The sequence below is a fragment of the Syntrophorhabdaceae bacterium genome (assembly GCA_036504895.1).
Classification (GTDB): domain Bacteria; phylum Desulfobacterota; class Syntrophorhabdia; order Syntrophorhabdales; family Syntrophorhabdaceae; genus PNOM01.
Window position 1 is genome coordinate 1 of record DASXUJ010000062.1, and the last position, 20,667, is coordinate 20,667.

Here is a 20,667-nt window from a genome sequence, read left to right on the forward strand (position 1 = left end):
ATGCATCCGATTTTCTCTATCAGGTAAAAATCAAGAAGGAAGAGTCCTATGTATATTTCAAGAATGACCGGATCTGGTTCAAGAGAAATAACTGGATCAACAATATAGATTATTTTGATAATAAACTCGATAAGATCAAAGGCCTCACCGTCATCGAGCTCGCTCCCGACTACACTATCAAGAGACGCTTTGATGCAAAAGAAGGCGTTTGGAAAGACGGCTCATGGACTTTTTATAATGTATCGGAAAGAAGTTTCGGTACGAATGGTTTTATATCAAAAAAAACGTACCCTGCCTTGAGCAACCTCATTCAGGAACCTCCGGCCGTGTTTAAGATAGCGGAAAAAAATCCCGAAGAGATGGGCTACGGCGAACTCTCCCGTTACATTAAACGACTCAAGCTGGACGGCCATGACGTGAGGAGGTATCTCGTTGACCTCTATAACAAGATTGCCTTCCCCTTCATTAACCTTATAATGGTATTTGCTGCCTTTTCCGTGGGCCTCAGGTACAGCAAAACCAAACATATATCGAAAGGGATATTTGCGGGTATGTCGCTGGGGATTTTTTACTGGTTCCTTCACTCCGTCTCCCTGTCGCTGGGGTATTCCGAAATATTCCCTCCCCTGTTCGCCGCCTGGTTTTCAAATCTTATTTTCTTCTCTTTCGGGATTATAGGTATCGTAACTTTAAGGACTTAATTGATTTTATTTTGCATAGAAAGGTAAAAGGGTGTTTTAAGTGAAAGCGTATCTCGACATTGAAACGGACAGAAACGGAAACATTTGCGTTATCGGCATTCACACGGAACCCAGCGGGTTCGTCCAGTGGCACGGAGAGAACATCAACACGGACGATATAGAAAGGGAATTGCAGAGGGCCAGTACGATCGTCACTTTCAACGGCGATCTCTTCGACCTGCCCACGATCAAGAAATACCTGAACATCGATCTGAAAGAAAAATGCAGCTCGAGGGATCTCTTTAAGGTGAAAAAGAAGCTCGGCATTAAAGGCGGGCTTAAAGACCTTGAAAAGATGTTCGGCATCAAACGGAAGACGGAGGGCATCAACGGATATAAAGCCGTGCTTCTCTGGGAGCGTTACATGAAGCGGGGAAGGCACTCCGATTTAAGCCTCCTTCTCGAATACAACAAGGAGGACGTGCTCAACCTCATCCCCCTGGAAGAAAAACTTGATGAGTTGAAAGGTACCATGAGGTGATACGATACGTCGAGCTCGATTCTTCGTATAATAAGATAAGTGCCCTATTCACCACTCCGGATGCGGGAAAGGGCCCCTTTCCCGCCGTCATCCTCTCCCATGGCCTGATCAGCTCGAAATCGAGCTCCAAGTATATGACCCTTTCGGAGCGCCTGGCTGCGTCGGGAATGGCTTCATGCCGCTTCGACTACCATGGCTGCGGGGAGAGCGGGGGAGACATCCGGAGCACCACCCTCACGATACGTCTCGAGAACCTCGACCGCATTTTTGATTACCTGATATCCCGTCCTGATGTGGATGCGGAAAAGGTCGGCATGCTGGGGGCCAGCTTCGGTGGAGCCGCCTGCCTTGTCAAGGCATCGCGAGATAGTCGGATAAGATGTGTCTCCCCCTGGGCAACACCTTACATGCTCGAGAAATCGGATGAGAAGATCGATGGCATCACGTTCGATGATGAGCTGTATGCCGACTTCGCGCGATACGATATACTTGCCCTGGCAGGAACAGTCTCCAATGCTCTCGTGATTCACGGCGATGCCGACGACGTCGTTCCATGCCGCGAGGGGGTGGAGATTTATAATGCGATCCGGGAGCCGAAAAGGCTGGAAATTATCGAGGGCGCCGACCACATCCTCTCTAACCCGATCCACCGGGAGAGGGCCGTCAGTCTTGCCGTGAGATGGTTTGGAGAATATCTATTGAGATAGATCCGGAGAATTTATAGAGGCGCCTTTTTCTTTTCTCCCCTCTCTCTTACCTTGTCTTTTATCAGGTCGGCAAGGACATGGCTCAAGCCTATGCCGAGAGCGAGGGACATGGTCATGATAATCCCACCGAATATGATAAGAAAACTGATGGTGATGATCGTGTTGCCCACACCCATGTATTCGAATACAATGCCAAAGGTGATAATAATGAGGAAAACCCTCACTCCTTTGGCGATCAGGTCCCCATACCTCACATTCGCATTTTCACAGGTAATGAAGATGACCCGGTTGATAAAATTTGCGAAGATAATCCCGAACACTATAATAAAAAGAGAGACGGCGATATTGGGTAAGGCGCTGGAGATCTTGGAAGTGTATTCCGAAAACTGGGTAATTCCGATAAAATTCAGCCCGAAGGAGAAGGAGGCGACGATAATCACCCAATAGGCGATCTTGCCGATTATAACCGAAGGGAGGACCTTTACGCCCCCCTTTTCCAGGAAATTCTTTATTCCTACTTCCTCGGCCCATCGGTCAAAGCGGAAAAGCATGAGAAGTTTTATAAGGACCTTCTTTATAAACCAGCTCACGATGAATCCCAGGATCATCACTATGATCATCACGATTATGTTGAGGAAGACTTCCGTGAAATTCTCATAGAGATCGACGAACATATCTTTGAAGAACTCTTTCATGGGTGACATCTTATTAGAACTCAGTGACTATGTCAATCAAAAATCACCACCAAACCGGTCGCATACAGCATACCCGACCTATGGGGCGGATTTGCCGGCCTTTCCCCATCGCGGGCTTCCATGGCCGGGGCATGATTTCGGTAAATCCTGATATAGGTCGGAAGGCCACAAAATTACGGTAAGCCCGAAAAGCCTTCGTGACCGTGAATTCCCGCCTTTCCGGCCCTCCGGCCACTTTCGGGTAGTTTCACTTTTCTATTGACTTTCACCCCCATATCCGTTAGGAATTCTTAAAAAGAAAGGAGGTAAAACAGATATGCCCGCGAAGATCGATGTAGAAAATTGTACAGGATGTGGAGCATGCGCCGAGGTTTGTCCTGCCGATGCATTAACGGTTGACGATACGGCAAAGGTCGACTCTGAGCTCTGCACAGAGTGTGGGGCTTGCGTTGAAGAATGCCCCGTGGAAGCTATAACCCTGGATGAATGATGCTGTTCCGTGAAAACATAAAAGGATGGGCAAGCCCATCCTTTTATGTGATCCTCACGGTGAAACCGGATTTTACAAACCTTCCGCCACAATCTCCGAAATATCACGCGCCTTCATGGTTTCGCCCTTCTCCTTATCCTTGATCGCATCTTCCATCATGATAAGGCAATAGGGACATCCCGTCACCACCGTGTTCGCGGACAGTGCAATGGCTTCATCCATCCTGTTGTGGTTTATCCTCTTGTGGTGCTCTTCCATCCATATCCTGCCGCCGCCGCCGCCGCAGCAGAACCCTTCATCTCTGTTCCGGTCCATTTCTACGTATGAGCCTTTCTTGACTCTGTCGACCAGGTCTCTCGGGGCATCGAAGATCCTGTTGACTCTTCCGAGATAACAGGGATCGTGGAATGTGGTAATGCCCTCGAGGGTCGGGCTGATGGAGATCTTCCCCTGCCGCGCGAGCATCGAGATCATCTCCGTATGATGGATTACCTCGTAGTTGCCGCCCAACTGAGGATAATCGTTCTTCAGCGTGTTATAGCAGTGCGGGCAGGCGGTAATGATCTTCTTCACGCCCAGCTCATTAAGAAGGGCCACATTACCCTCGGCCATTTCCTGATACTGATATTCGTTTCCGGTCCTCCTCAGGGGATCGCCGCAACACTTTTCATCAGGTCCCAATACCCCGAAAGAGACCCCCGCCTTCTGCAGTATGGTCGCCACTGATTTGGCTATCTTCCTGTTCCTGTCGTCAAGGGAGGCTACGCAGCCGACCCAGTAGAGGTACTCCACTTCCTCTTCCGTCGCCTTCTTTACCTCGAGGCCTTCCGTCCACTCCAGTCTCTGGCTCTTGCCCATACCGTACGGGTCGGATCTCTGCTGGAGGTTCTTGTAAAGGAGCTTCATTTCGGAGCTTACCTTGCTCAGGGTCATCGTGAGATAACGTCTCATCTCGATATTCTTATCGAAGGTCGGGATAGACACGGGACAGTTCACCTGACAGGAAAGACAGGCCGTGCAGGACCAGAGGGTCTCTTCCTGGATGACGTTGTCGATGATGCCTTCCTCGTTCTTTATCCCCTGTGCCGCCCTCTCCCATTCGCCTTTCAGGTCCTGAATCAATTTCTTCGGCGAGAGGGGCTTTTCGGTATTATACGCAGGACAGCGCTCCTGGCACCTGCCGCACCTGGTACAGGCATCGAGGTCAAAAATCTGCCTCCAATTGAAGCCGTCTATGGCATTTACGCCGAATTCCTCTGCGTTCTCGAAATCTTCGATCGCGGGAAGGGCCCCGCGCGGCGCATCCTCAACGCCCCTGAACATCATGTTGAGCGAAGAGGTGATTATGTGCAACAGCCTGGAATACGCGATATAGACAATGAGTCCGAAGGAGAGGAGCATGTGGAAATACCAGAAGAACTTGTGGCCTGCCGAAATGCTTTCTTTTGAAGCTCCTGCAAAGAGGGAAGAGATCCCCCACCCGACAAAGCTCCATGCTTCGAATTCGGGCCTGCCCTCCCCGGCAATCCTCGCGCCTTCCACGATGAATCCGGTAACAAGGACCACGAGAATCCAGACCAAAGTGATAAGATCGTCCGGCTTGCTATCGAGCCTGTCAGGTTTGGTTACGTATCTGCGGTACATGGCCATGAGAATGCCTACTATTGCCGCGATACCGCCCAGTTCCAGGAAGAAGGAGAATATCAGGTAGAAATCGCCCTTGATGAATTCAACTCCCCAGATGAGCCGGACCACGTCATCCTGTAACGCCACCAGTGCCGTGCCGATCGCCAGAACAAGAAATCCCCAGAAGAGAAAGAGGTGCATAAAACCGGGGTAGCCTTCCTTTGCCCGTAAAATGGTTCTGTGGAATATTCCGCTCTTAATGAAGTAACCTATTCGCTGACCGAGATCCTTCTTAAAATCGAAAGGCGCACTTTTACCCATACGCCACATGTCATATCTCTTCTTAAGACCGTAAATCAGGAAGATAAAAGTTACTATCATTAGTGCGTAGGTGATCCACCTCGCTCCCTGACCGACGTTCCAGAAGATTTCTCTGCCGATTTCCATCATCCAGCCTCCTAAACCGTGATTTTCCCATATATTATCATAAAAATCACCTGAAGGGCACAAATTTATGTGAAAAAAAATACAAAAAAATCACCTGTCAAAAGAGCATGATTAGTCTCTGTTTTGTCAATTCATACGTAGATATAATGAAAAAATATCTTGACATCTTTTTGCGTATTCTGATAAAACCCTACATAAGTTCTGCATCTCAAAACAAAACCGAAACGGGGTAAATGAAGAGACTCACAATAACGGCTCTCACAAGTTTATGCTTCATCTTATCGCTTGCGGTTTCCGCCTTCAGTGCACCGGCCAGTAGGGTAAAATCAAACGAGAAGCTGCAGACGTCGTCCAAGAAGCAACATGCCGGCGGCGAAAAGCAAAAAATTGTCGATAGACAGAAATCCTCAAAAACATCGAAAACACAAGTCTCGAGTCAGCGCCAGCGGCTGAGAGCCGAGAGGGACCGCAAAATGGCGGCGAAAAGCGCCGGAGGAATGAAAAACTCCCGTATTGCCCGCGTCCCGGCAGTGATCGAAGAGGTTGAAAATGACGGGGAGTTCCTGGAGTACAAGGTAAGGAAGGGAGATACCCTCGAAAACGTTGCATTGCGCTTTGGCCTCGAAAGAGATGATATTCTCGAATCCAATAATAACCTGGGAAAAAGGCTTGCCCCTGGAATAACGCTCCTCATCCCTAAAATAGGCGAGGACGGAAAGGATGACGGTTTTATCGATTTGCCAGGCAGGCCCATGAAACCATGGAAAACCCATGAAGAAAAATATATGCTCGTCAAAGTAGCGAAAAGCTTTATGGGCGCTCCTTACCGCTACGGCGGCGACAGTGTGCGGGGCCTTGATTGCTCCGCTTTCGTAAAGAAAATTTATGATATTTTCGATGTCCAGCTCCCGAGGAGCGCCAGGGATCAATTTAAAGTGGGTCCCAAAGTGGAAAAGGATGAACTGTCTGTGGGGGATCTTGTCTTCTTCAGGACAAAGAGATTTGTGAAATATCCTACTCACGTAGGCATCTATATCGGAGAAGGCAAATTTATTCATTCTTCTTCCGCCCACTGCAAAATCGGCGTGAGAGTCGATTCACTCCAGTCTGATTTTTACACGAAGACCTTTATGGGCGGCACAAGGATAAAGAAATCGCCCGACGAGACTCCCGACATCACCAAGAATCCCGATCTACCTTTAAACTTCAACCATAATTCCTGATTCACGTGAAGAAGTATCTGCTTCTTCTCGGCCTCTCCTTTTCTCTTCAGGGCTTCGGCTACTACTGCCTTGTGCATCGTGTCGAGCCCTTCTGCTATTTCTTCTATGTCACCTCATGGTGGTCCTTTATAATTCTCGCCGATGCGGTCCTGGCCGCAAAGAAAGGCAGGCTGTCGGTTCTCGACAGGCGTCTTCCCCTCACGGTCTTCGTCTCCTGCGGCTACTGGTGTCTCTTCGAAATCCTGAACCTACGGCTTCAGAACTGGCATTACATAGCCCTTCCCGAAGAAAGGGCTATACGGTACGCGGCCTATCTGCTTTCCTACGGGACCGTCGTTCCCGCGATCTATCTCACGGACGAGCTTCTCCGTCATATCTTCCCCGGTGAGCTCAGGATACGACCCCGATCCATACCCTCCCGCTATCCTGCCTACGCTTTGACAACGGGATTTCTCTGTCTCCTTCTGCTCCTTATTTTCCCTTCTGTCGCCTTCCCGCTCGCATGGGTCTTCCTCGCCCTTCTCATTGACGGCTATAATTATCTACGGGGGTATCGATCTTTTGCAGGTGATCTCGAGGCAGGCACCCTTGCCGCCTGTCTCAGGGGAGCCACCGCCGGGCTGTTTTGCGGGGTCATCTGGGAAGCATGGAATTACCGCGCCTTATCGAAGTGGATCTACACGGTTCCTTTCGTAGAGGGTCCGAAGATTTTCGAGATGCCTTTGGCCGGTTATATCGGTTTTTTGGCTTTCGGCATCGAAACCATCGCGCTCCTCAATCTTCTTGAAGGCATCTCCCGGGACCGTATTCCCCTTTATGTGCCGGCAACGCTCGCCTTAGCCGTCTCCCTTGTCGTCTTTCCTTTTATCGACCGGTATACGGTTCTTTCTTTTGTGCCTGCGATATATCGTTGACAGGAACCGTCCCGGTATGGTCAAATAAATCCCATGACAAAAAGAAAGGTAATGGAAGAGATAAAAAAGCCCGATTTCTTGATGGTGGCGGTCCAATCGGCGATCACCTACGTGCGCACCCACCTGAAACTGGTCATCATCGCCGCGGCCGTCTGCTGTATCGCGGGTCTTTCAGTCTTTGCCTACGCGGCATACGAGGATCGAAAAAGCGCCAAAGCCCAATCTGCCATTATGGAAGGGGTAAAGAGCCTGGAATCATACAATCAGGCGGGTAAGAAAGAAGACCTCGATAAAGCCGAAACAATCTTCCAGAAGGTGGTAAAAGAGAAGCCCGGGAAGATTTACATGGTAGCCGAACTTTATCTGGGCACCGTCTATGCCCTCAAGGGCCGTGCCGATGACGCGAAAAACATTTACCGCCGTCTTGCCAGGAAAGGACCAACAGTGGTGAGGATGTTGGCCGAAAAGGCCCTGCTCAACCTCGATACGAAATAGATTTTCCCTTTATTAGTCCCCCTCGAGATATGCAACTCTTTCAAGAAAGGTAAGAGTCGTATTCGCCCGTGCCACGGCGAGGATATAATTTTCCCGCGCGCTCGCGAACTCCCTCTCTGCCTGAAGGAGTGCAAGAATATCGCCCTTTCCTACCCTGTATTCACCGAAAGCCTGTTCATAATTTGAGTTGGCCTGGCGTACCAGCTCATTATAAAGCCTCACATTATCACAGCTCAGCTCGTAATCTTTATAGGCGCGCACGATCTCGATTCCCGCATTCCGTTTTATCTCGCCGAGTCTGAAACGGGCGGCCGCTATATCGCTGGAGGCGCCCTGCATATTATAGTATCTCCCCACGCCGTCAAAAAGGGCATAACTGAAATTGAGGATAAATGCATCCTGCCGCCCATCGGGGAAGAACTGCGTATCCGTTCTCGCCTGTTGCAGTTGGGCGTCAATTCTGGGAAACCAGGCGCTCGTCCTCTCCTTATACACCATCTGAAGCCGCTCGATCTCCTTCATCTGGGCCGTCACATCGGGTCGTATTGCAACGGCCCTCTCTATGAGAGTCTGAAAATCGGCCCGGTATCCCGGCTCCCCCAGAGGCCCTTCCACATCCTGCTGATCCTTCGGATCGTAAAGAAGAAATGATTTAAGCTCCTCCAGCGACCTCTCATACTGTTTCACCGAGGTGAGAAGATCGATCCTGGCGGTGGTCATTCTCACCTCGGCCTGGAGAACCTCGCTTTTCTTCGCCACCCCCGCGTCATACCTGCCCCTGGTGAGCCCGTACACCTTCTCTGCCGTCGCGAGAGCCTCTTTTCTGGTATTTACCACGTGCTTGTTTCCCAAAGCCGTGTAGAACGCGCTTTTGACGTTGTAACGTACTTCGACTCTCACGTTTTTCAGCAGCTCTCCTTCCCTGCCCATAAGGGAATAGGCCTGCCTTCTTCGGGCGAACCGCTCGCCGCCATCGAAAAGCCTGTACGAAATTGTCCCGGTGAAGGTGTAAATATTCGTGGCGGCAAAAACATTTGAAAAATTTCCGAGAGTGGAGACGCTTACGACAGACTGACCCGCGGAGGTTTGACCGTTGAGGGACCTGATATAGGAGCTTTGTATGTCGATCTTGGGGAGATAGGGATCAATCGTGGAGATGTAAGAGAATTCGGAGCTTTTGATTATTTCCTTCTGCTGTTTTATGGTGAAGGAGACCTCGAATGCCCTTTTTACCGCTTCTTCAAGAGTGATGGAAAGAAGGGGCAAGGGCGCGAGGAGCATAACGAGAAGGAGCAGGACGATCCCGACACTCCCTGTCCACGACAGAATGAACCCTCTCTTCCCCTTTGAAAGGGTTCCGCCTCCATCCCTCCCTGCTCCCGAAGCTCCGGTGCCACACTTCATCTCTCCTCCACCCGGATCCCGATTGAAAAATTCTTCTCAAGGTACGTTCAGTTTATTTAAACCACGAGCCCCTGTCAACAGCCATTTTGCGAGGAAAGACGCGTATTTTGTGGGGAATTGAGACCTCTGGCGCCGAAGGACCTGTCCGAAACGCAGTGAGAGAAAGAAGAAATGCGGTGGTTGGTATAAAAAAAGCAGGTCAGGAGTCATGATTGCCTGACCTGCTTGACTATTCACATCACCCTTTAGCGGATTCTTACGAACCCATAAAAGAAGTGGTGCCGAGGCGCGGAATTGAACCACGGACACGGGGATTTTCAGTCCCCTGCTCTACCGACTGAGCTACCTCGGCAACGCTTTATTTTAACCACAGTTTCTCCGTTTATGTCAAGACATTCATTGATTGAAATATCCGGAAAATGTCCGCGCTCATAGCCAGGCAAAAAACTTTGACATTCCTTCCGTCCTGTGTTAACAACATGTGCATGCGCGACCACTATCTCAAGCCCTTTCGGGGCATCATCTACAATAAAGCGAAGGTGGGCGGGATCGCCCCCTGCGTATGCCCTCCTTATGACGTGATTTCAGACGACGAGACCTACCTCTCGAGAAGTCCTTACAATGCAGTGAGGCTTGAGCTTCCGAGACCGCTGCCCGGCATGGACAGGTATGCCCATGCCCGTCAGACGTTCATAAATTGGTGCGAAGAGGGCGCATTGGTGCCAGACAGGGAAAGGACCATATACATCTACGAACAGGAATTCGATATTGAAGGGAAAACCTTCTTCAGGCGAGGCTTTATCGGGCTTCAAAAGCTCGACAAAGAACGGATTCTCACCCACGAACAGACAAGGAAGAAAGCGAAGGAAGACCGGGAGAAGCTCATCGTAGCCCTGGGAGCTTATACCAGCTTCCCTTTCGGACTTTATGAAGATAGCGGTTTGGAGGTGGAGAATCTGCTGGAGACCGCCGAAAAGGATGGGCTTTTCGATTTTATCGATGATGAGGCCATAAGGAACAGGTTTTACCGGATGACAAAACCTTCCGAGATGGACGCCCTGGCAGAGCTCATGGACGCGCGCAAAATCTATATCGCCGACGGCCATCACAGGCTGGACGTCTCCTTCAGGCTCAACCTCTCCCATATCCCTTTTTATCTGACCAACATGTATTCAAAGGGGGTCGTGATCCTCCCCTATCACCGGATCGTGACCCTGGAACAGAAGAGGGACCTCCGGGACCTGCTGGGCCTTCTTCAAAACCACGTGCAAATTGAAAAGATACCTTTTGAGGGTTCTCAGTCCATTTCACAGGCAATCAGGCGGATTACCCTATCCCGGGAACCTTCGTTTGTCCTGTATCCACGTCAGGACCAGGGCAGCCTTTATGTCCTCACCGCTCCCACTCCCACCGAAGGAGCGGGGCCCCTTGAGAGGTTGAAGGTAAATATCCTCCATTCAGATTTGCTGCGTAATGTGCTTGCCATCAAAGAGGAGGAGATATCCTTTACTCAGGACCCCGGGGAACTGCTCGAGTCGGTGCGGACGAAAGCTGCCGACCTCGCGTTCCTCCTCCCTCCCACGACCACGACCGAGGTCAAGGAAGTGGCCGACTGCGGTCTCGATATGCCCCCTAAATCGACTTTCTTTTATCCGAAGATTCTCACCGGTCTCGTCTACCACAAATATGCCTGAAATCGCGGGGGCCGACGAGACCCTGGAACTGCTCTGCGACGAAGAGTTGAAAATCGTGCAGAAAAAGGAAGGCTACAGATTCTCCGTAGACGCCATTCTTCTCGCTAATTTCATTCACCTGAAAAAGGGTGAAAGGTTGTTGGATATTGGGACCGGTTGTGGTATTATACCTATCTATATGATGAGAAAGGGTTTTTGTAATAATATGACGGGAATTGAGCTCCAGCCGGGATTATTTCAGACGGCAGTTAAAAACAAAGCGATAAACGGCTGTGAGAATATCGAATTCATCGAGGGTGATGCAACCTCCCCTCAGATCGACTTAAAAAAGGCGCGTTTCGACGTGGCCGTGAGCAATCCCCCCTATACCAGAAAGGGCACCGGAAGAAGGAGTCCGGATGATTCGAGACATATCGCGCGCCACGAGGAACACCTCGATCTGTCCCGCCTGCTCTCTCTTACATCGTCATTGCTTCACGGGAAGGGGAGACTATATCTCATCTATCCTTCCACGCGGATCGGCGAGGTCATGGGATGCGCGCGCGCTCACAGGATGGAGCCCAAACGCCTCCGGTTTATCCATTCCAGGGAGGCCGAGGAATCGATTCTTTTTCTCGCGGAGTTCCTGAAGGATGGGGGAGCCGGTACGGTCGTGGAGAAACCGCTCTACATCTATAAAGAAACCGATTACACCGAGGAAGTACGCTCCTACTATACATTTAAAGGTCAGGAAACATGGAAAGCGTCTTAAAACTTATCGAGCAGGACTTGGAAAATCTGGAATTGTCCATACAAAAGCTGATCACTACGAGGGTCAGCTTTATCAGAGAGATAGTAACGTATATAATAAAATCGGGAGGCAAAAGGGTACGGCCCATCCTCCTCATCCTTTCCGCGAGGCTCGCGGGATATAAGGATGATCTCCACATCCCTTATGCGGCAATAGTCGAGTTCATCCACACCGCCACCCTGCTTCATGACGATGTAGTCGACAACGCACAGACCAGGCGGGGGAATTCTACCGTCAACACGGTATGGGGAAATGAATCGAGCGTGCTCGTCGGTGACTTCCTCTATTCGAAATCTTTCGAGCTTATGGCGGAGGACGGGAATCCGGCAATATTGAAGACGATTTCGAAGGCCACCACGGCACTCTCCGAAGGAGAGATCCTCGAGCTTCTCAAGACTTCCGATGTGGAGACGACAGAGGAAGAATATTTCGAGGTTATAGGAAACAAGACAGCGGTCCTTTTTTCGGCCGCGTGCGAGATAGGAGCCCTTCTGGGCAAGGCAACCCCCACGCGACGGGAAGCGCTCAGGGGCTTCGGGTATAATCTCGGAATCGCCTTTCAATTAAAAGACGATATTCTCGATTACACCTCTTATGATGCAATTCTCGGGAAGACCGTGGGCACGGATTTGAAGGAAGGCAAAGTGACCCTGCCGCTCATATATGCCCTCAAAGAGGCAAGCGAGAAAGATCGGGCCTATGCAAAAAAGGTACTTGAAAAGCCGACTATGAGCCCCAGGGATTTCAAGGGCGTGCGCAGGATCATCACGAGACACGGGGGCATGGAGTATACGGCGGAAATGACGGCGCGTCATATCGAAAGGGCAAAGAAATATCTGGCCGCCTTCCGGGCCTCACCTTACAAGGATGCCCTTCTCGATCTTGCGGATCACATGGTGGAGCGCGAGACGTAACAGGGGAATTTACTTCAGGATTGCATCTTTCGGTATCACGACTATTCCTTCGTCGGAGACGAAGAATCTGCTCCGGTCCTTCTCCAGGTCATAACCGATGCGCATATTATCGGGTATCCTCACATTCTTATCGATTATTGCCCTTTTTACTTTGGCTCCCATACCGATCACCACATCGTGGAGCAGTATCGATTCCCTTACATCGGCATAACTGTTTACCCGCACCCCCGGGGACAGGATCGACCGCTCCACCCTGCCGCCGCTTATGATCACGCCGCTGCAGATAATGGAATCGAGAGCCTTCCCTGCCCTGCCCTTCGCTTCGTCCGCAAAAACCGTTTTTGCAGGGGGGTATTGTCCTTCATAGGTCCTTATGGGCCATTTCTTGTCATAGAGGTTGAAGACGGGACTTACGGACGCGAGATCCATATTGGCGCTCCAGTAAGCGTCTATTGTACCTATATCCCTCCAGTAGTCTGCGTGCCTTCCGCCACCTTTGCCGAAAGGATAGACGAATACCCTGTGGTCCGGGTACATGTAGGGTATGATATCCCTGCCGAAGTCATGGCTCGAGTCGGACCGGGCTGCATCCCTGGATATGATATCAAACAATGCCTTCCTGTTGAAAATGTATATGCCCATTGAAATAAATGCCTTGTGCGGCTTTCCCGGTATATGCTCGGGATGCTCCGGTTTTTCCTGGAAACCGCACACCCTGCCGTTGCTGTCTGCCTGAATGATGCCGAACCTCGATGCTTCGGCGATATCGACCTCCATGGTGGAGATCGTCAGGTCCGCTTTGTTTTTCTGGTGATGTTTTATGAAATGGCTGTAATCCATCTTATAGATATGGTCGCCCGAAAGAATGAGTACATGCTCTCCCTCGACCTGCTCGAGATGGTAAAGGTTCTGGTAGATAGCGTCCGCCGTTCCCTTGTACCAATCGTCCCCCACCCTCATCTGGGGCGACAGATGGGTGACAAACTCTCCAAGCTCCGGACTTAGTATGCTCCAGGCGTCTCTCGTATGGCCAAGGAGGGAATGGGACTTATACTGGGGGAGGACGAATATCTTCCTTATACCTGAATTGACGCAGTTGCTGAGCGTAAAATCGATGACCCGGTATTTTCCGCCGAAAGGCACGGCAGGCTTGGCCCGATCTTTGGTGAGGGGATGGAGCCTTGCGCCGACTCCGCCCGCCAGAACGAAGGCTACCGCATTATGAAGGAATTTTTGTCGCATATCTCCCTATTCTGAATATATCCCTCTATACATAACACATCACGAGCGTAAAATGAAGACCTGTAAGTAATCAATCCTGCTGCCTGCCCGCGGCGCCGCTAATAATCACCACATATTCACCTTTCGGTTCGACCTGATCGTACTCTTCGGCCAGTGACCGGAGGGTGCCCCTGCGGACCGTCTCGTGGACCTTCGTCAACTCTTTAAACACCGCTGCCTCGCGATCTCCCAACTCCGCGACGGCCGCATCAAGAGTATCGTGCAAACGTCTGGGGGATTCATAAAGGACCATGGCGTGCGGCATGAGGGCCAGTTCTCTGAATATTTTTTTCTTCTTTCCCTTCTTCAAGGGCAGAAAACCCAGGAACAGAAAGCGATCGGCATAAAGTCCGGAAATAGAAAGGGCGGCTATGACAGCGGACGGCCCGGGTATTGCCCTCACCTCGATCCCTTGATCGTGGCACTTCTTTACTACTCCCCGGCCGGGATCGGAAATACAGGGAGTGCCGGCGGCCGTGATAAGGGCGGCCGATTTCCCGCTCAAAAGCCTGTCGGTGATCTCTCCAGCCTTATTTTCCTCGGAATAACTGTTAATTGAAATAATCGGTTTTCTTATGCCGAGATGGCTCAGCAGCTTGAGCGCCCGCCCCCTGTCCTCGGCCACCACAAAATCTACCTCGCCCAGCACCTCGATAGCCCTAAGGGTGATATCTTTTAGATTTCCTATCGGCGTGGCCATTACATAGAGAATTCCTTCCATCCAACCCCCTGTACCTAACATTCGGTTCCGCTTCCTGCCAAATATTTATGACTGACGGACTGCCGAAATCGACGTATCCCCTGCCCTTCATCCGCCCCCTAAAGCAGAGGCAACCGTCAAAAGACTTGACAAGAGCCGAAAAAATGAAGAAAATAAATAAATGATATCCGTAAGACTACTCGTGCTCTGCGTTGCGCTCCTCCTCCCGATCACCGGATATTCGGCGGTCTACGGATATGTGGATGAGCACGGGGTATATCATTTCACCAATATAACCCCAATAGGCAGAAAATTCCATACTGTTACCGGTGAGAAAAACAGGTCGATGACCACCCCCGGTTTCCGGGCGGCCAACATCAACAATAACAGTTACGATCACCTTATTCGGCGTCACTCCGAGTCTCACGGGATAGATCCCAGTCTGGTAAAGGCAGTAGTGAGAGCGGAATCGAATTTTAATCCCAATGCCGTCTCACAGAAAGGCGCCCGGGGCCTTATGCAGCTCATGCCCGATACTGCAAAGCTCATGCGGGTGGAAGACCCCTTTGATCCGGATGATAATATCAAGGGAGGGACCCGTTATTTAAGGTACCTGGACGATACGTTCCAGGGCAACCTGGAGCTCATGCTTGCCGCCTATAATGCGGGCCCCACGAGAGTGATTGAAAACAGGATGACCGTCCCCCCGATAGAAGAGACCCGTAATTTCATCAAAAGAGTAAAATACTTTTACCAGAAGCTGAAAAATCCAAATGAAGGATAAGGATGAGAAAACATCTGTCTGGACCCTCCCAAACAGGTTGAGTGTAGTCCGAATCCTGTTTATCCCCATAATAATATCCTTCATCGCAACCGAAGACGAGATGTTCTTCTTCGCGGCCTGCCTCCTTTTCATTGTAGCAGGAATCACGGACGGCCTGGACGGCTTCGTGGCGCGGAAAATGCACCTTACCACAAAGCTCGGCCTCTATCTCGATCCCATCGCCGATAAACTCCTCGTCACCTCGGTCCTCATTACACTCACCTATTATAAGCTTGTCCCGCTGTGGGTCACCCTTATCCTGGTGGGACGGGAGTTCCTCATCAACGGCCTGAGGTCCTTCTATGCGATGGAAGGCATTGCCATCTATCCCTCTTTTGCGGGGAAGCTGAAAACAAGCCTTCAGCTTATCGGTATCTCATGCATTCTTTTCAATGTCCCTGAGAAGAGCAATTTCAGCATGTGCGATTATCTTCAGTATATCGGTATCTCGTGCCTTGATTTTAACAGCTCTCTCCGCCAGATAGGCTTGATCGTCATCTATATTGCGTTATTCTTCAGCATCCTCTCAGCGGTAGACTACATGAAGGCGATCTTCAAACCCCTGCCCTCTCAGAACCAGGGATCGGGAAAGAAGGACGAAACCCGCTGAGAACCTTTTTCAGGGATCTCTCCGTTTTACCCATTCGTGATCAGGAAATTATACGCGCTCGGGCCCGCAAATCCCGCAGTGGCTGCAGCAGCTTTCTTTTCCCGTGTCTTCATAGATACCCGCGACCCCTGAGGGACTCTCCACGCTGAGGCGGTCTCCCCTCCTCTCGCCCAGGTACTGATGATCCACGGGCACTTTACCCAGGCCTCCCGAGATATCGATGGCATAGTGAGGTATTGCAAGACCCGACACCGACCTTCTGAGGGCCCGCATGATCTCTATGCCTTTTTCCACTTTCACTTTAAAGTGAGACGCTCCCCTCACCTCGTCAAGCTGAAAAAGATAATAAGGTTTCACTGCCATGGCAACAAGCTCTTCAAAGAGTTTTCCCAATATGCCGGCACAGTCGTTCACTCCCCTGAGCAGCACAGTCTGGCTCACGAGCACCGCGCCGCTTTTCCGGAACCGCCCTATTGCCTCCACAAACTCCGGTGTGATCTCTTTGGGATGGTTTATATGTATTACCACCCATACGGGCCCGGCGTCATGAAGGGCTTTATAATAAGACTTGCTTAATCGCTGGGGAGAGACCACGGGCATGCGCGTGCTGATCCTGATGATCCTTTTTCCCATCCCTTTGAGCCTCGCCAGAATATGTGCGAGCTCTTCGGCGGGCCGCATGAAAGGGTCTCCGCCGGACAATATGACCTCTCGGATGGAGGTATCATTCTCAAGATATTCGAGTGTTTCCTCCACGTAGCGCGCCGGATCCCACCCTTTACCCACAAGGCGCCGTCTGTTGCAGAACCTGCAGTACATGGCGCACTCCGCGCTTACCAGAAACACACCCCTGCCATGATAGCGGCTTACAAAAACAGGTGTGCGAAGACTGCCCCCTTCATTCAAGGGATCGCTCTGCCCCGAGAGATCGAATTCGTCGCCCGACGGCAATGCCTGCCTTCCCACAGGGCAGGTCATGGGAGAATCCTTATCTATAAGAGAAAGGTAGTGTTCCGGAATACGGAGGGGATAAAGGCTGGCGACCCTTTCTATTTCCTGTCTCTGCCCTTCCTCCAATGACAGGACTTTCGTCAGATCAGAGGCGTTATCGATAAAAAAAGGGAGGGTAATCGGATTACCCTCCGCCTTTCTCGACAAAATTACGGAAGCGGCTGTATATGGGCTCTTCTGTTCTTGGCCCATGCGGCTTCATTGTGTCCAGGATCGAGCGGTCTTTCCTTGCCGTAGCTGACAGTGTCCATCAGCTTGCCGTCAATTCCGAGATCCTGCAGGTATTTCTTTGTGGAATCGGCCCTCTTCTGACCGAGCACAAGGTTGTACTCTACGGTGCCACGCTCATCGCAATGGCCCTCAATCTTAACCTTTTTGCCCGGGTTAGCCTTAAACCAACTTGCATCGCCCTTCAATATCTCTCCATCCCCTGCGCGGATAGCGTATTTATCGAAATCAAAGTTCACATCTTTAAGCGCGACCACCGCGGCAGCAGCCGGCGGCGGAGGCGGAGGAGTCACAGGCACTTCAACCTTTGCCTCCGGCGGCGCTACTTTAGCCGCGGGAGCGGGAGGCGGAGCCTGCTCGCCCTTCTGGGCCTGCATGAAACAACCACATCCGCTCAAGAACATACCAATAGCAATAATCAGGATAACAAGTCCGAACGATCTCGTTTTCATGGTCCTCCCCTACGTTCATCATTCAGGGTATATCCTTTATCAAGGATATACCCTGATATTCGGTTACTACTTTTTCGCTGGTTCCGGTGCTTTCTCGGGTGCTTTCTCGGGGGCCTTCTCGGGCGCGGGCGCTGTTGCTGCGTCCTTCGCGGGCTCCTTCGCAGGCTCCGGAGCAGGTGCTGCCGGTTTCGCCTCTTCTTTCTGGGCAGGCTTCGGGGGCTCGGTCTGACCGCAGCCGATCAAAGAAAAACCTGCAAAAAAAGAAATCGCTATAAATAACACCAATAGTTTCTTCATCAAAATTCACCTCCTTTCTTTTATTGATTAAACATAATATATCATTTCGAATAAGTAAATTAAAATTTCTTAACAATTATATCTTTTTCTATTGCCTCCACTTCTGCGCTGGAGCATCCGTCGACATAAAGATTCAGTGTTGATGCGGTTCCACACGCGACTCCGAGGCGCAGGGCGTCCTCAAAAGTGTCTCCCTTGCTTAATGCAAAAATCAAGCCTGCAGCCAGGGAGTCTCCCGCCCCCACGGAACTGCGGACTTTGACTTTTGGTGGAATCATGTGAAATATCCCGTTTCCGGAAAGGCCTATCGCGCCCCTGGGACCCATGGAAATGACCACACAGGCCGCCGAATCAAGGAAAGGCTTTGCGGATTCGACGACCTCTTCCGCTTCGGTCAGGTTCTTTCCCACGAGTCTGCTTAACTCGTGAATATTCGGTTTGATCATGTAAGGCCGTGCATTAATAGCCTGTCTCAATATATTTTCATCCGCGTCGATAACCACTTTGATGCCCCTGTCGCCGAGGGCCGTAATCATCTGGGCATAAAATTTATCATCTATCCCTCCCGGCGCGCTGCCGCTGATCACGAGATAACTGCCCCTTGGTAATTCCCTCATTTTTTTGAGAAGAGCCAGTGTCTCGAGAGGTCCCACTTCCGGTGAAGCCGTGCTGAGTAAGGTCTGAATTTTTTTTCTCTTCTGGAAAACTGTTACATTTAGTCCCGTAGAACCCGATATAGGAGTGAGGTCGCAGACCACGCCTTCCTGGATAAGTCTGCCTTCCAGCTCCATACCACTGTAGCCGCCGGCAAAACCGAGGGCGACGCTCTCCCCTCCCAGATCTTTTATTACACGGGAAACGTCGATTCCCTTCCCTCCCGCTCTCGACCGCTCTTCGGTAATCCTGTTCACATCATCATATACAAGCTCTTCGACTTCAATGATGCGGTCGAGAAACGGATTTAATGTGACCGTGTATATCATAGCAGGACCTGCGTCTATTTTATTAAATAAAATTCAAAATCGCTACAGAAAAATCGCAGCACCAATGGATTTTTTTCTTTGTCCTTATTGACTTTCCGGTACCTGTCGTCAAAAAAGTGAGGTTTTACGGCGATTCGCGGCTGTCGTCAGAATCTCGTGTTCCGATAATCGAACATTCAACGATAGTCATATTTTCCGCGATCTCCTTGAATTTCGTAACGAAATCTCGCCGGGGGAGGGAAGAGGTCGCTATTTGATAAGCTCGGTTGCTGCCGCGGTAAGTGCCGCAGGATCAAGAGGAAGCTCATGCTGTTCCTTTGTGCCCATATTTCGGAGCGTCACGATGCCTTTCTCTATCTCGTCATCCCCGAGAATCAGTACGAAATCGGATTTGAGGCTGTCCGCGTATCTCATTTGGGATTTAAGTGATTTTCCATGGTAGTCGTACCTCAGAGGCATCCCGCTTTCCACGAAAGCCCGCGCCACGGAAGCCACATATTTCGCGGCTCTCTCACCCATATAGGCAAAGAAAAACCGCGGTCCCTTATGCGCCATTCCTCCGGGCGACACCATGGCCAATCTTTCGACGCCGATGGCGAAACCCGTGCCCGGTGTTTTCGGGCCGCCCATCTCTTCCACAAGGTTATCGTACCTCCCTCCCGCGATAAAGGTCTGCTGTGCGCCCAATTCGCCGGACGTAAATTCGAAGACGGTTCTGGTGTAGTAGTCGAGGCCCCTTACGAGGCGCTTATTAATCGTCGTCTCTACGCCGAATCCGGCAAGAGAAGCGAGAAACTCATCGAAATGGGTTCTACAGGGGTTGCACAGGCTCTCGAATAGAAATGGCGATTGCCTGCTCACCTCGATACAATGGGCATGCTTACAATCGAAAATCCGGAGGGGGTTCCTGTAAAGGCGCCTCACACAGTCTTCGCACAGATGCTCCTTCTTTCCCTCAAAATAGGTGATTACCTTGTTCCTGAAATCGAGCCGGCATTCGGGACAGCCCACGCTGTTCACCTCGATGGTATACCCGGCCACTCCAAGATCTTTTAATATGAGGGAGATCATCCATAGTAATTCCGCATCGATAAGCGCCGAATCGCTGCCGAACACTTCCACATCGATCTGGCGGAATTGCCTGAACCTCCCTTTCTGGGGCTTTTCATGGCGGAACATGGGGCCGAGGGTGAAAAGCTTGCTCACCCGCTCCTTCACGAACAGGCCCGCCTGAAGGTAAGAGCGCACCACCCCTGCCGTGGCCTCGGGTCTCAGCGTCACCGAATCCCCACCAAGGTCCGTGAAGGTGAACATCTCTTTCTCCACTATGTCGGTCGTGTCCCCGATGCTTCTCACGAAGAGCTCGGTTTTTTCCAGGACCGGTATCTCCATTTCCATATAACCCAGGAGGTCAAGGTGCTTGCGCGAGATCCGCTCGATCTCGCGGAACTTTTCTATCTCTTCGCCCCAAATATCCCTGAACCCCCGAAGCGTCTGAATCTTGGCCATAATCTTCCTCTGAAGAAAAAGTTTTAAAATCAACTCATTAGTACCATAATCGGGGTGATATTTAAAGCGGAAAAGCCGGCGCGGATTCATCCTCGTGATCTCGAACGCTATAGAAACCGTATCGGAGTCCGAATCTTCCTTCAACAGTTGCTG

At 50.8% G+C, this 20,667-nt stretch carries 21 protein-coding genes and 1 tRNA gene; 11 read left to right on the plus strand and 11 right to left on the minus strand.

The window, feature by feature from the left end; all coding sequences use genetic code 11:
• The 3 genes from VGJ94_07555 to VGJ94_07565 all read left to right on the plus strand — a co-directional run.
• Positions 1 to 701 (plus strand): LptF/LptG family permease (locus tag VGJ94_07555; protein ID HEY3276461.1); only part of this gene is annotated, 701 nt, incomplete at its 5' end.
• A gap of 40 nt (positions 702 to 741) precedes the next feature.
• Positions 742 to 1,221: a ribonuclease H-like domain-containing protein gene (locus VGJ94_07560; protein HEY3276462.1), complete on the plus strand. Its 480-nt coding sequence runs from the start codon at positions 742 to 744 to the stop codon at positions 1,219 to 1,221.
• Entirely contained in the window at positions 1,218 to 1,928 is a 711-nt protein-coding gene (locus VGJ94_07565) for an alpha/beta fold hydrolase (GenBank protein HEY3276463.1), read from the plus strand. The genes VGJ94_07560 and VGJ94_07565 overlap by 4 nt, the downstream gene beginning before the upstream one ends.
• A gap of 11 nt (positions 1,929 to 1,939) precedes the next feature.
• Here the strand turns inward: VGJ94_07565 and VGJ94_07570 are convergent, their stop codons facing one another.
• Entirely contained in the window at positions 1,940 to 2,623 is a 684-nt protein-coding gene (locus tag VGJ94_07570; GenBank protein ID HEY3276464.1) for a hypothetical protein, read from the minus strand.
• A gap of 562 nt (positions 2,624 to 3,185) precedes the next feature.
• Entirely contained in the window at positions 3,186 to 5,189 is a 2,004-nt protein-coding gene (locus VGJ94_07575) for a heterodisulfide reductase-related iron-sulfur binding cluster (GenBank protein ID HEY3276465.1), read from the minus strand.
• 470 nt (positions 5,190 to 5,659) lie between these two features.
• Here VGJ94_07575 and VGJ94_07580 point away from each other — a divergent pair, with 470 nt between their 5' ends.
• The 3 genes from VGJ94_07580 to VGJ94_07590 are packed head-to-tail and all read left to right on the plus strand — an operon-like array spanning position 5,660 to position 7,818.
• Positions 5,660 to 6,409: a peptidoglycan endopeptidase gene (locus tag VGJ94_07580; protein ID HEY3276466.1), complete on the plus strand. Its 750-nt coding sequence runs from the start codon at positions 5,660 to 5,662 to the stop codon at positions 6,407 to 6,409.
• A gap of 5 nt (positions 6,410 to 6,414) precedes the next feature.
• A complete protein-coding gene (locus VGJ94_07585) occupies positions 6,415 to 7,323 on the plus strand; it encodes a hypothetical protein (protein HEY3276467.1) in 909 nt (302 codons plus the stop codon).
• 51 nt (positions 7,324 to 7,374) lie between these two features.
• A complete protein-coding gene (locus VGJ94_07590; protein HEY3276468.1) occupies positions 7,375 to 7,818 on the plus strand; it encodes a hypothetical protein in 444 nt (147 codons plus the stop codon).
• A 12-nt stretch (positions 7,819 to 7,830) separates the two neighbouring features.
• Here the strand turns inward: VGJ94_07590 and VGJ94_07595 are convergent, their stop codons facing one another.
• Positions 7,831 to 9,222, minus strand: a complete 1,392-nt coding sequence (locus VGJ94_07595; protein ID HEY3276469.1) for a TolC family protein — start codon at positions 9,220 to 9,222, stop codon at positions 7,831 to 7,833.
• Between the two features lie 276 nt (positions 9,223 to 9,498).
• Positions 9,499 to 9,574: transfer RNA gene (locus VGJ94_07600), tRNA-Phe, on the minus strand.
• Positions 9,575 to 9,707: 133 nt separating this feature from the next.
• Here VGJ94_07600 and VGJ94_07605 point away from each other — a divergent pair.
• From VGJ94_07605 to VGJ94_07615, 3 genes are read left to right on the plus strand one after another with little or no spacing between them, the layout of a single operon-like run.
• On the plus strand, positions 9,708 to 10,916 hold the full coding sequence (locus VGJ94_07605) for a DUF1015 domain-containing protein (protein HEY3276470.1): 1,209 nt from the start codon (positions 9,708 to 9,710) through the stop codon (positions 10,914 to 10,916).
• Complete coding sequence (locus VGJ94_07610) at positions 10,909 to 11,667, plus strand: methyltransferase domain-containing protein (GenBank protein HEY3276471.1); 759 nt, start codon at positions 10,909 to 10,911, stop codon at positions 11,665 to 11,667. Before VGJ94_07605 ends, VGJ94_07610 begins: the two co-directional genes overlap by 8 nt.
• Positions 11,652 to 12,620 carry a polyprenyl synthetase family protein gene (locus VGJ94_07615; protein ID HEY3276472.1) on the plus strand — a complete coding sequence of 323 codons (969 nt, stop codon included), beginning with the start codon at positions 11,652 to 11,654 and terminating at the stop codon, positions 12,618 to 12,620. Before VGJ94_07610 ends, VGJ94_07615 begins: the two co-directional genes overlap by 16 nt.
• 9 nt (positions 12,621 to 12,629) lie before the next feature.
• Here VGJ94_07615 and glgC read toward each other — a convergent pair whose 3' ends face one another.
• Both glgC and rsmI read right to left on the minus strand, forming a co-directional pair.
• A complete protein-coding gene (glgC, locus tag VGJ94_07620; protein ID HEY3276473.1) occupies positions 12,630 to 13,862 on the minus strand; it encodes a glucose-1-phosphate adenylyltransferase in 1,233 nt (410 codons plus the stop codon).
• A 70-nt stretch (positions 13,863 to 13,932) separates the two neighbouring features.
• A complete protein-coding gene (gene rsmI / locus VGJ94_07625; GenBank protein ID HEY3276474.1) occupies positions 13,933 to 14,622 on the minus strand; it encodes a 16S rRNA (cytidine(1402)-2'-O)-methyltransferase in 690 nt (229 codons plus the stop codon).
• A 160-nt stretch (positions 14,623 to 14,782) separates the two neighbouring features.
• Between rsmI and VGJ94_07630 the strand changes: the two genes are divergently transcribed.
• Both VGJ94_07630 and pgsA read left to right on the plus strand, forming a co-directional pair.
• Positions 14,783 to 15,385: a lytic transglycosylase domain-containing protein gene (locus VGJ94_07630; GenBank protein HEY3276475.1), complete on the plus strand. Its 603-nt coding sequence runs from the start codon at positions 14,783 to 14,785 to the stop codon at positions 15,383 to 15,385.
• Entirely contained in the window at positions 15,375 to 16,034 is a 660-nt protein-coding gene (pgsA, locus tag VGJ94_07635) for a CDP-diacylglycerol--glycerol-3-phosphate 3-phosphatidyltransferase (GenBank protein HEY3276476.1), read from the plus strand. The genes VGJ94_07630 and pgsA overlap by 11 nt, the downstream gene beginning before the upstream one ends.
• A 48-nt stretch (positions 16,035 to 16,082) precedes the next feature.
• On the opposite strand, the gene VGJ94_07640 is transcribed toward pgsA, so the two are convergent.
• From VGJ94_07640 to hisS, 5 genes are all read right to left on the minus strand, one after another.
• A complete protein-coding gene (locus tag VGJ94_07640) occupies positions 16,083 to 17,237 on the minus strand; it encodes a KamA family radical SAM protein (protein HEY3276477.1) in 1,155 nt (384 codons plus the stop codon).
• On the minus strand, positions 17,195 to 17,725 hold the full coding sequence (pal, locus tag VGJ94_07645) for a peptidoglycan-associated lipoprotein Pal (protein HEY3276478.1): 531 nt from the start codon (positions 17,723 to 17,725) through the stop codon (positions 17,195 to 17,197). The genes VGJ94_07640 and pal overlap by 43 nt, the downstream gene beginning before the upstream one ends.
• A gap of 66 nt (positions 17,726 to 17,791) precedes the next feature.
• Positions 17,792 to 18,022, minus strand: coding sequence for a hypothetical protein (locus VGJ94_07650; GenBank protein HEY3276479.1), 231 nt, complete (start codon positions 18,020 to 18,022; stop codon positions 17,792 to 17,794).
• Between the two features lie 59 nt (positions 18,023 to 18,081).
• On the minus strand, positions 18,082 to 19,005 hold the full coding sequence (locus tag VGJ94_07655) for a 1-phosphofructokinase family hexose kinase (GenBank protein HEY3276480.1): 924 nt from the start codon (positions 19,003 to 19,005) through the stop codon (positions 18,082 to 18,084).
• A 249-nt stretch (positions 19,006 to 19,254) separates the two neighbouring features.
• On the minus strand, positions 19,255 to 20,514 hold the full coding sequence (gene hisS / locus VGJ94_07660; GenBank protein ID HEY3276481.1) for a histidine--tRNA ligase: 1,260 nt from the start codon (positions 20,512 to 20,514) through the stop codon (positions 19,255 to 19,257).
• Positions 20,515 to 20,667: the final 153 nt, after the last annotated feature.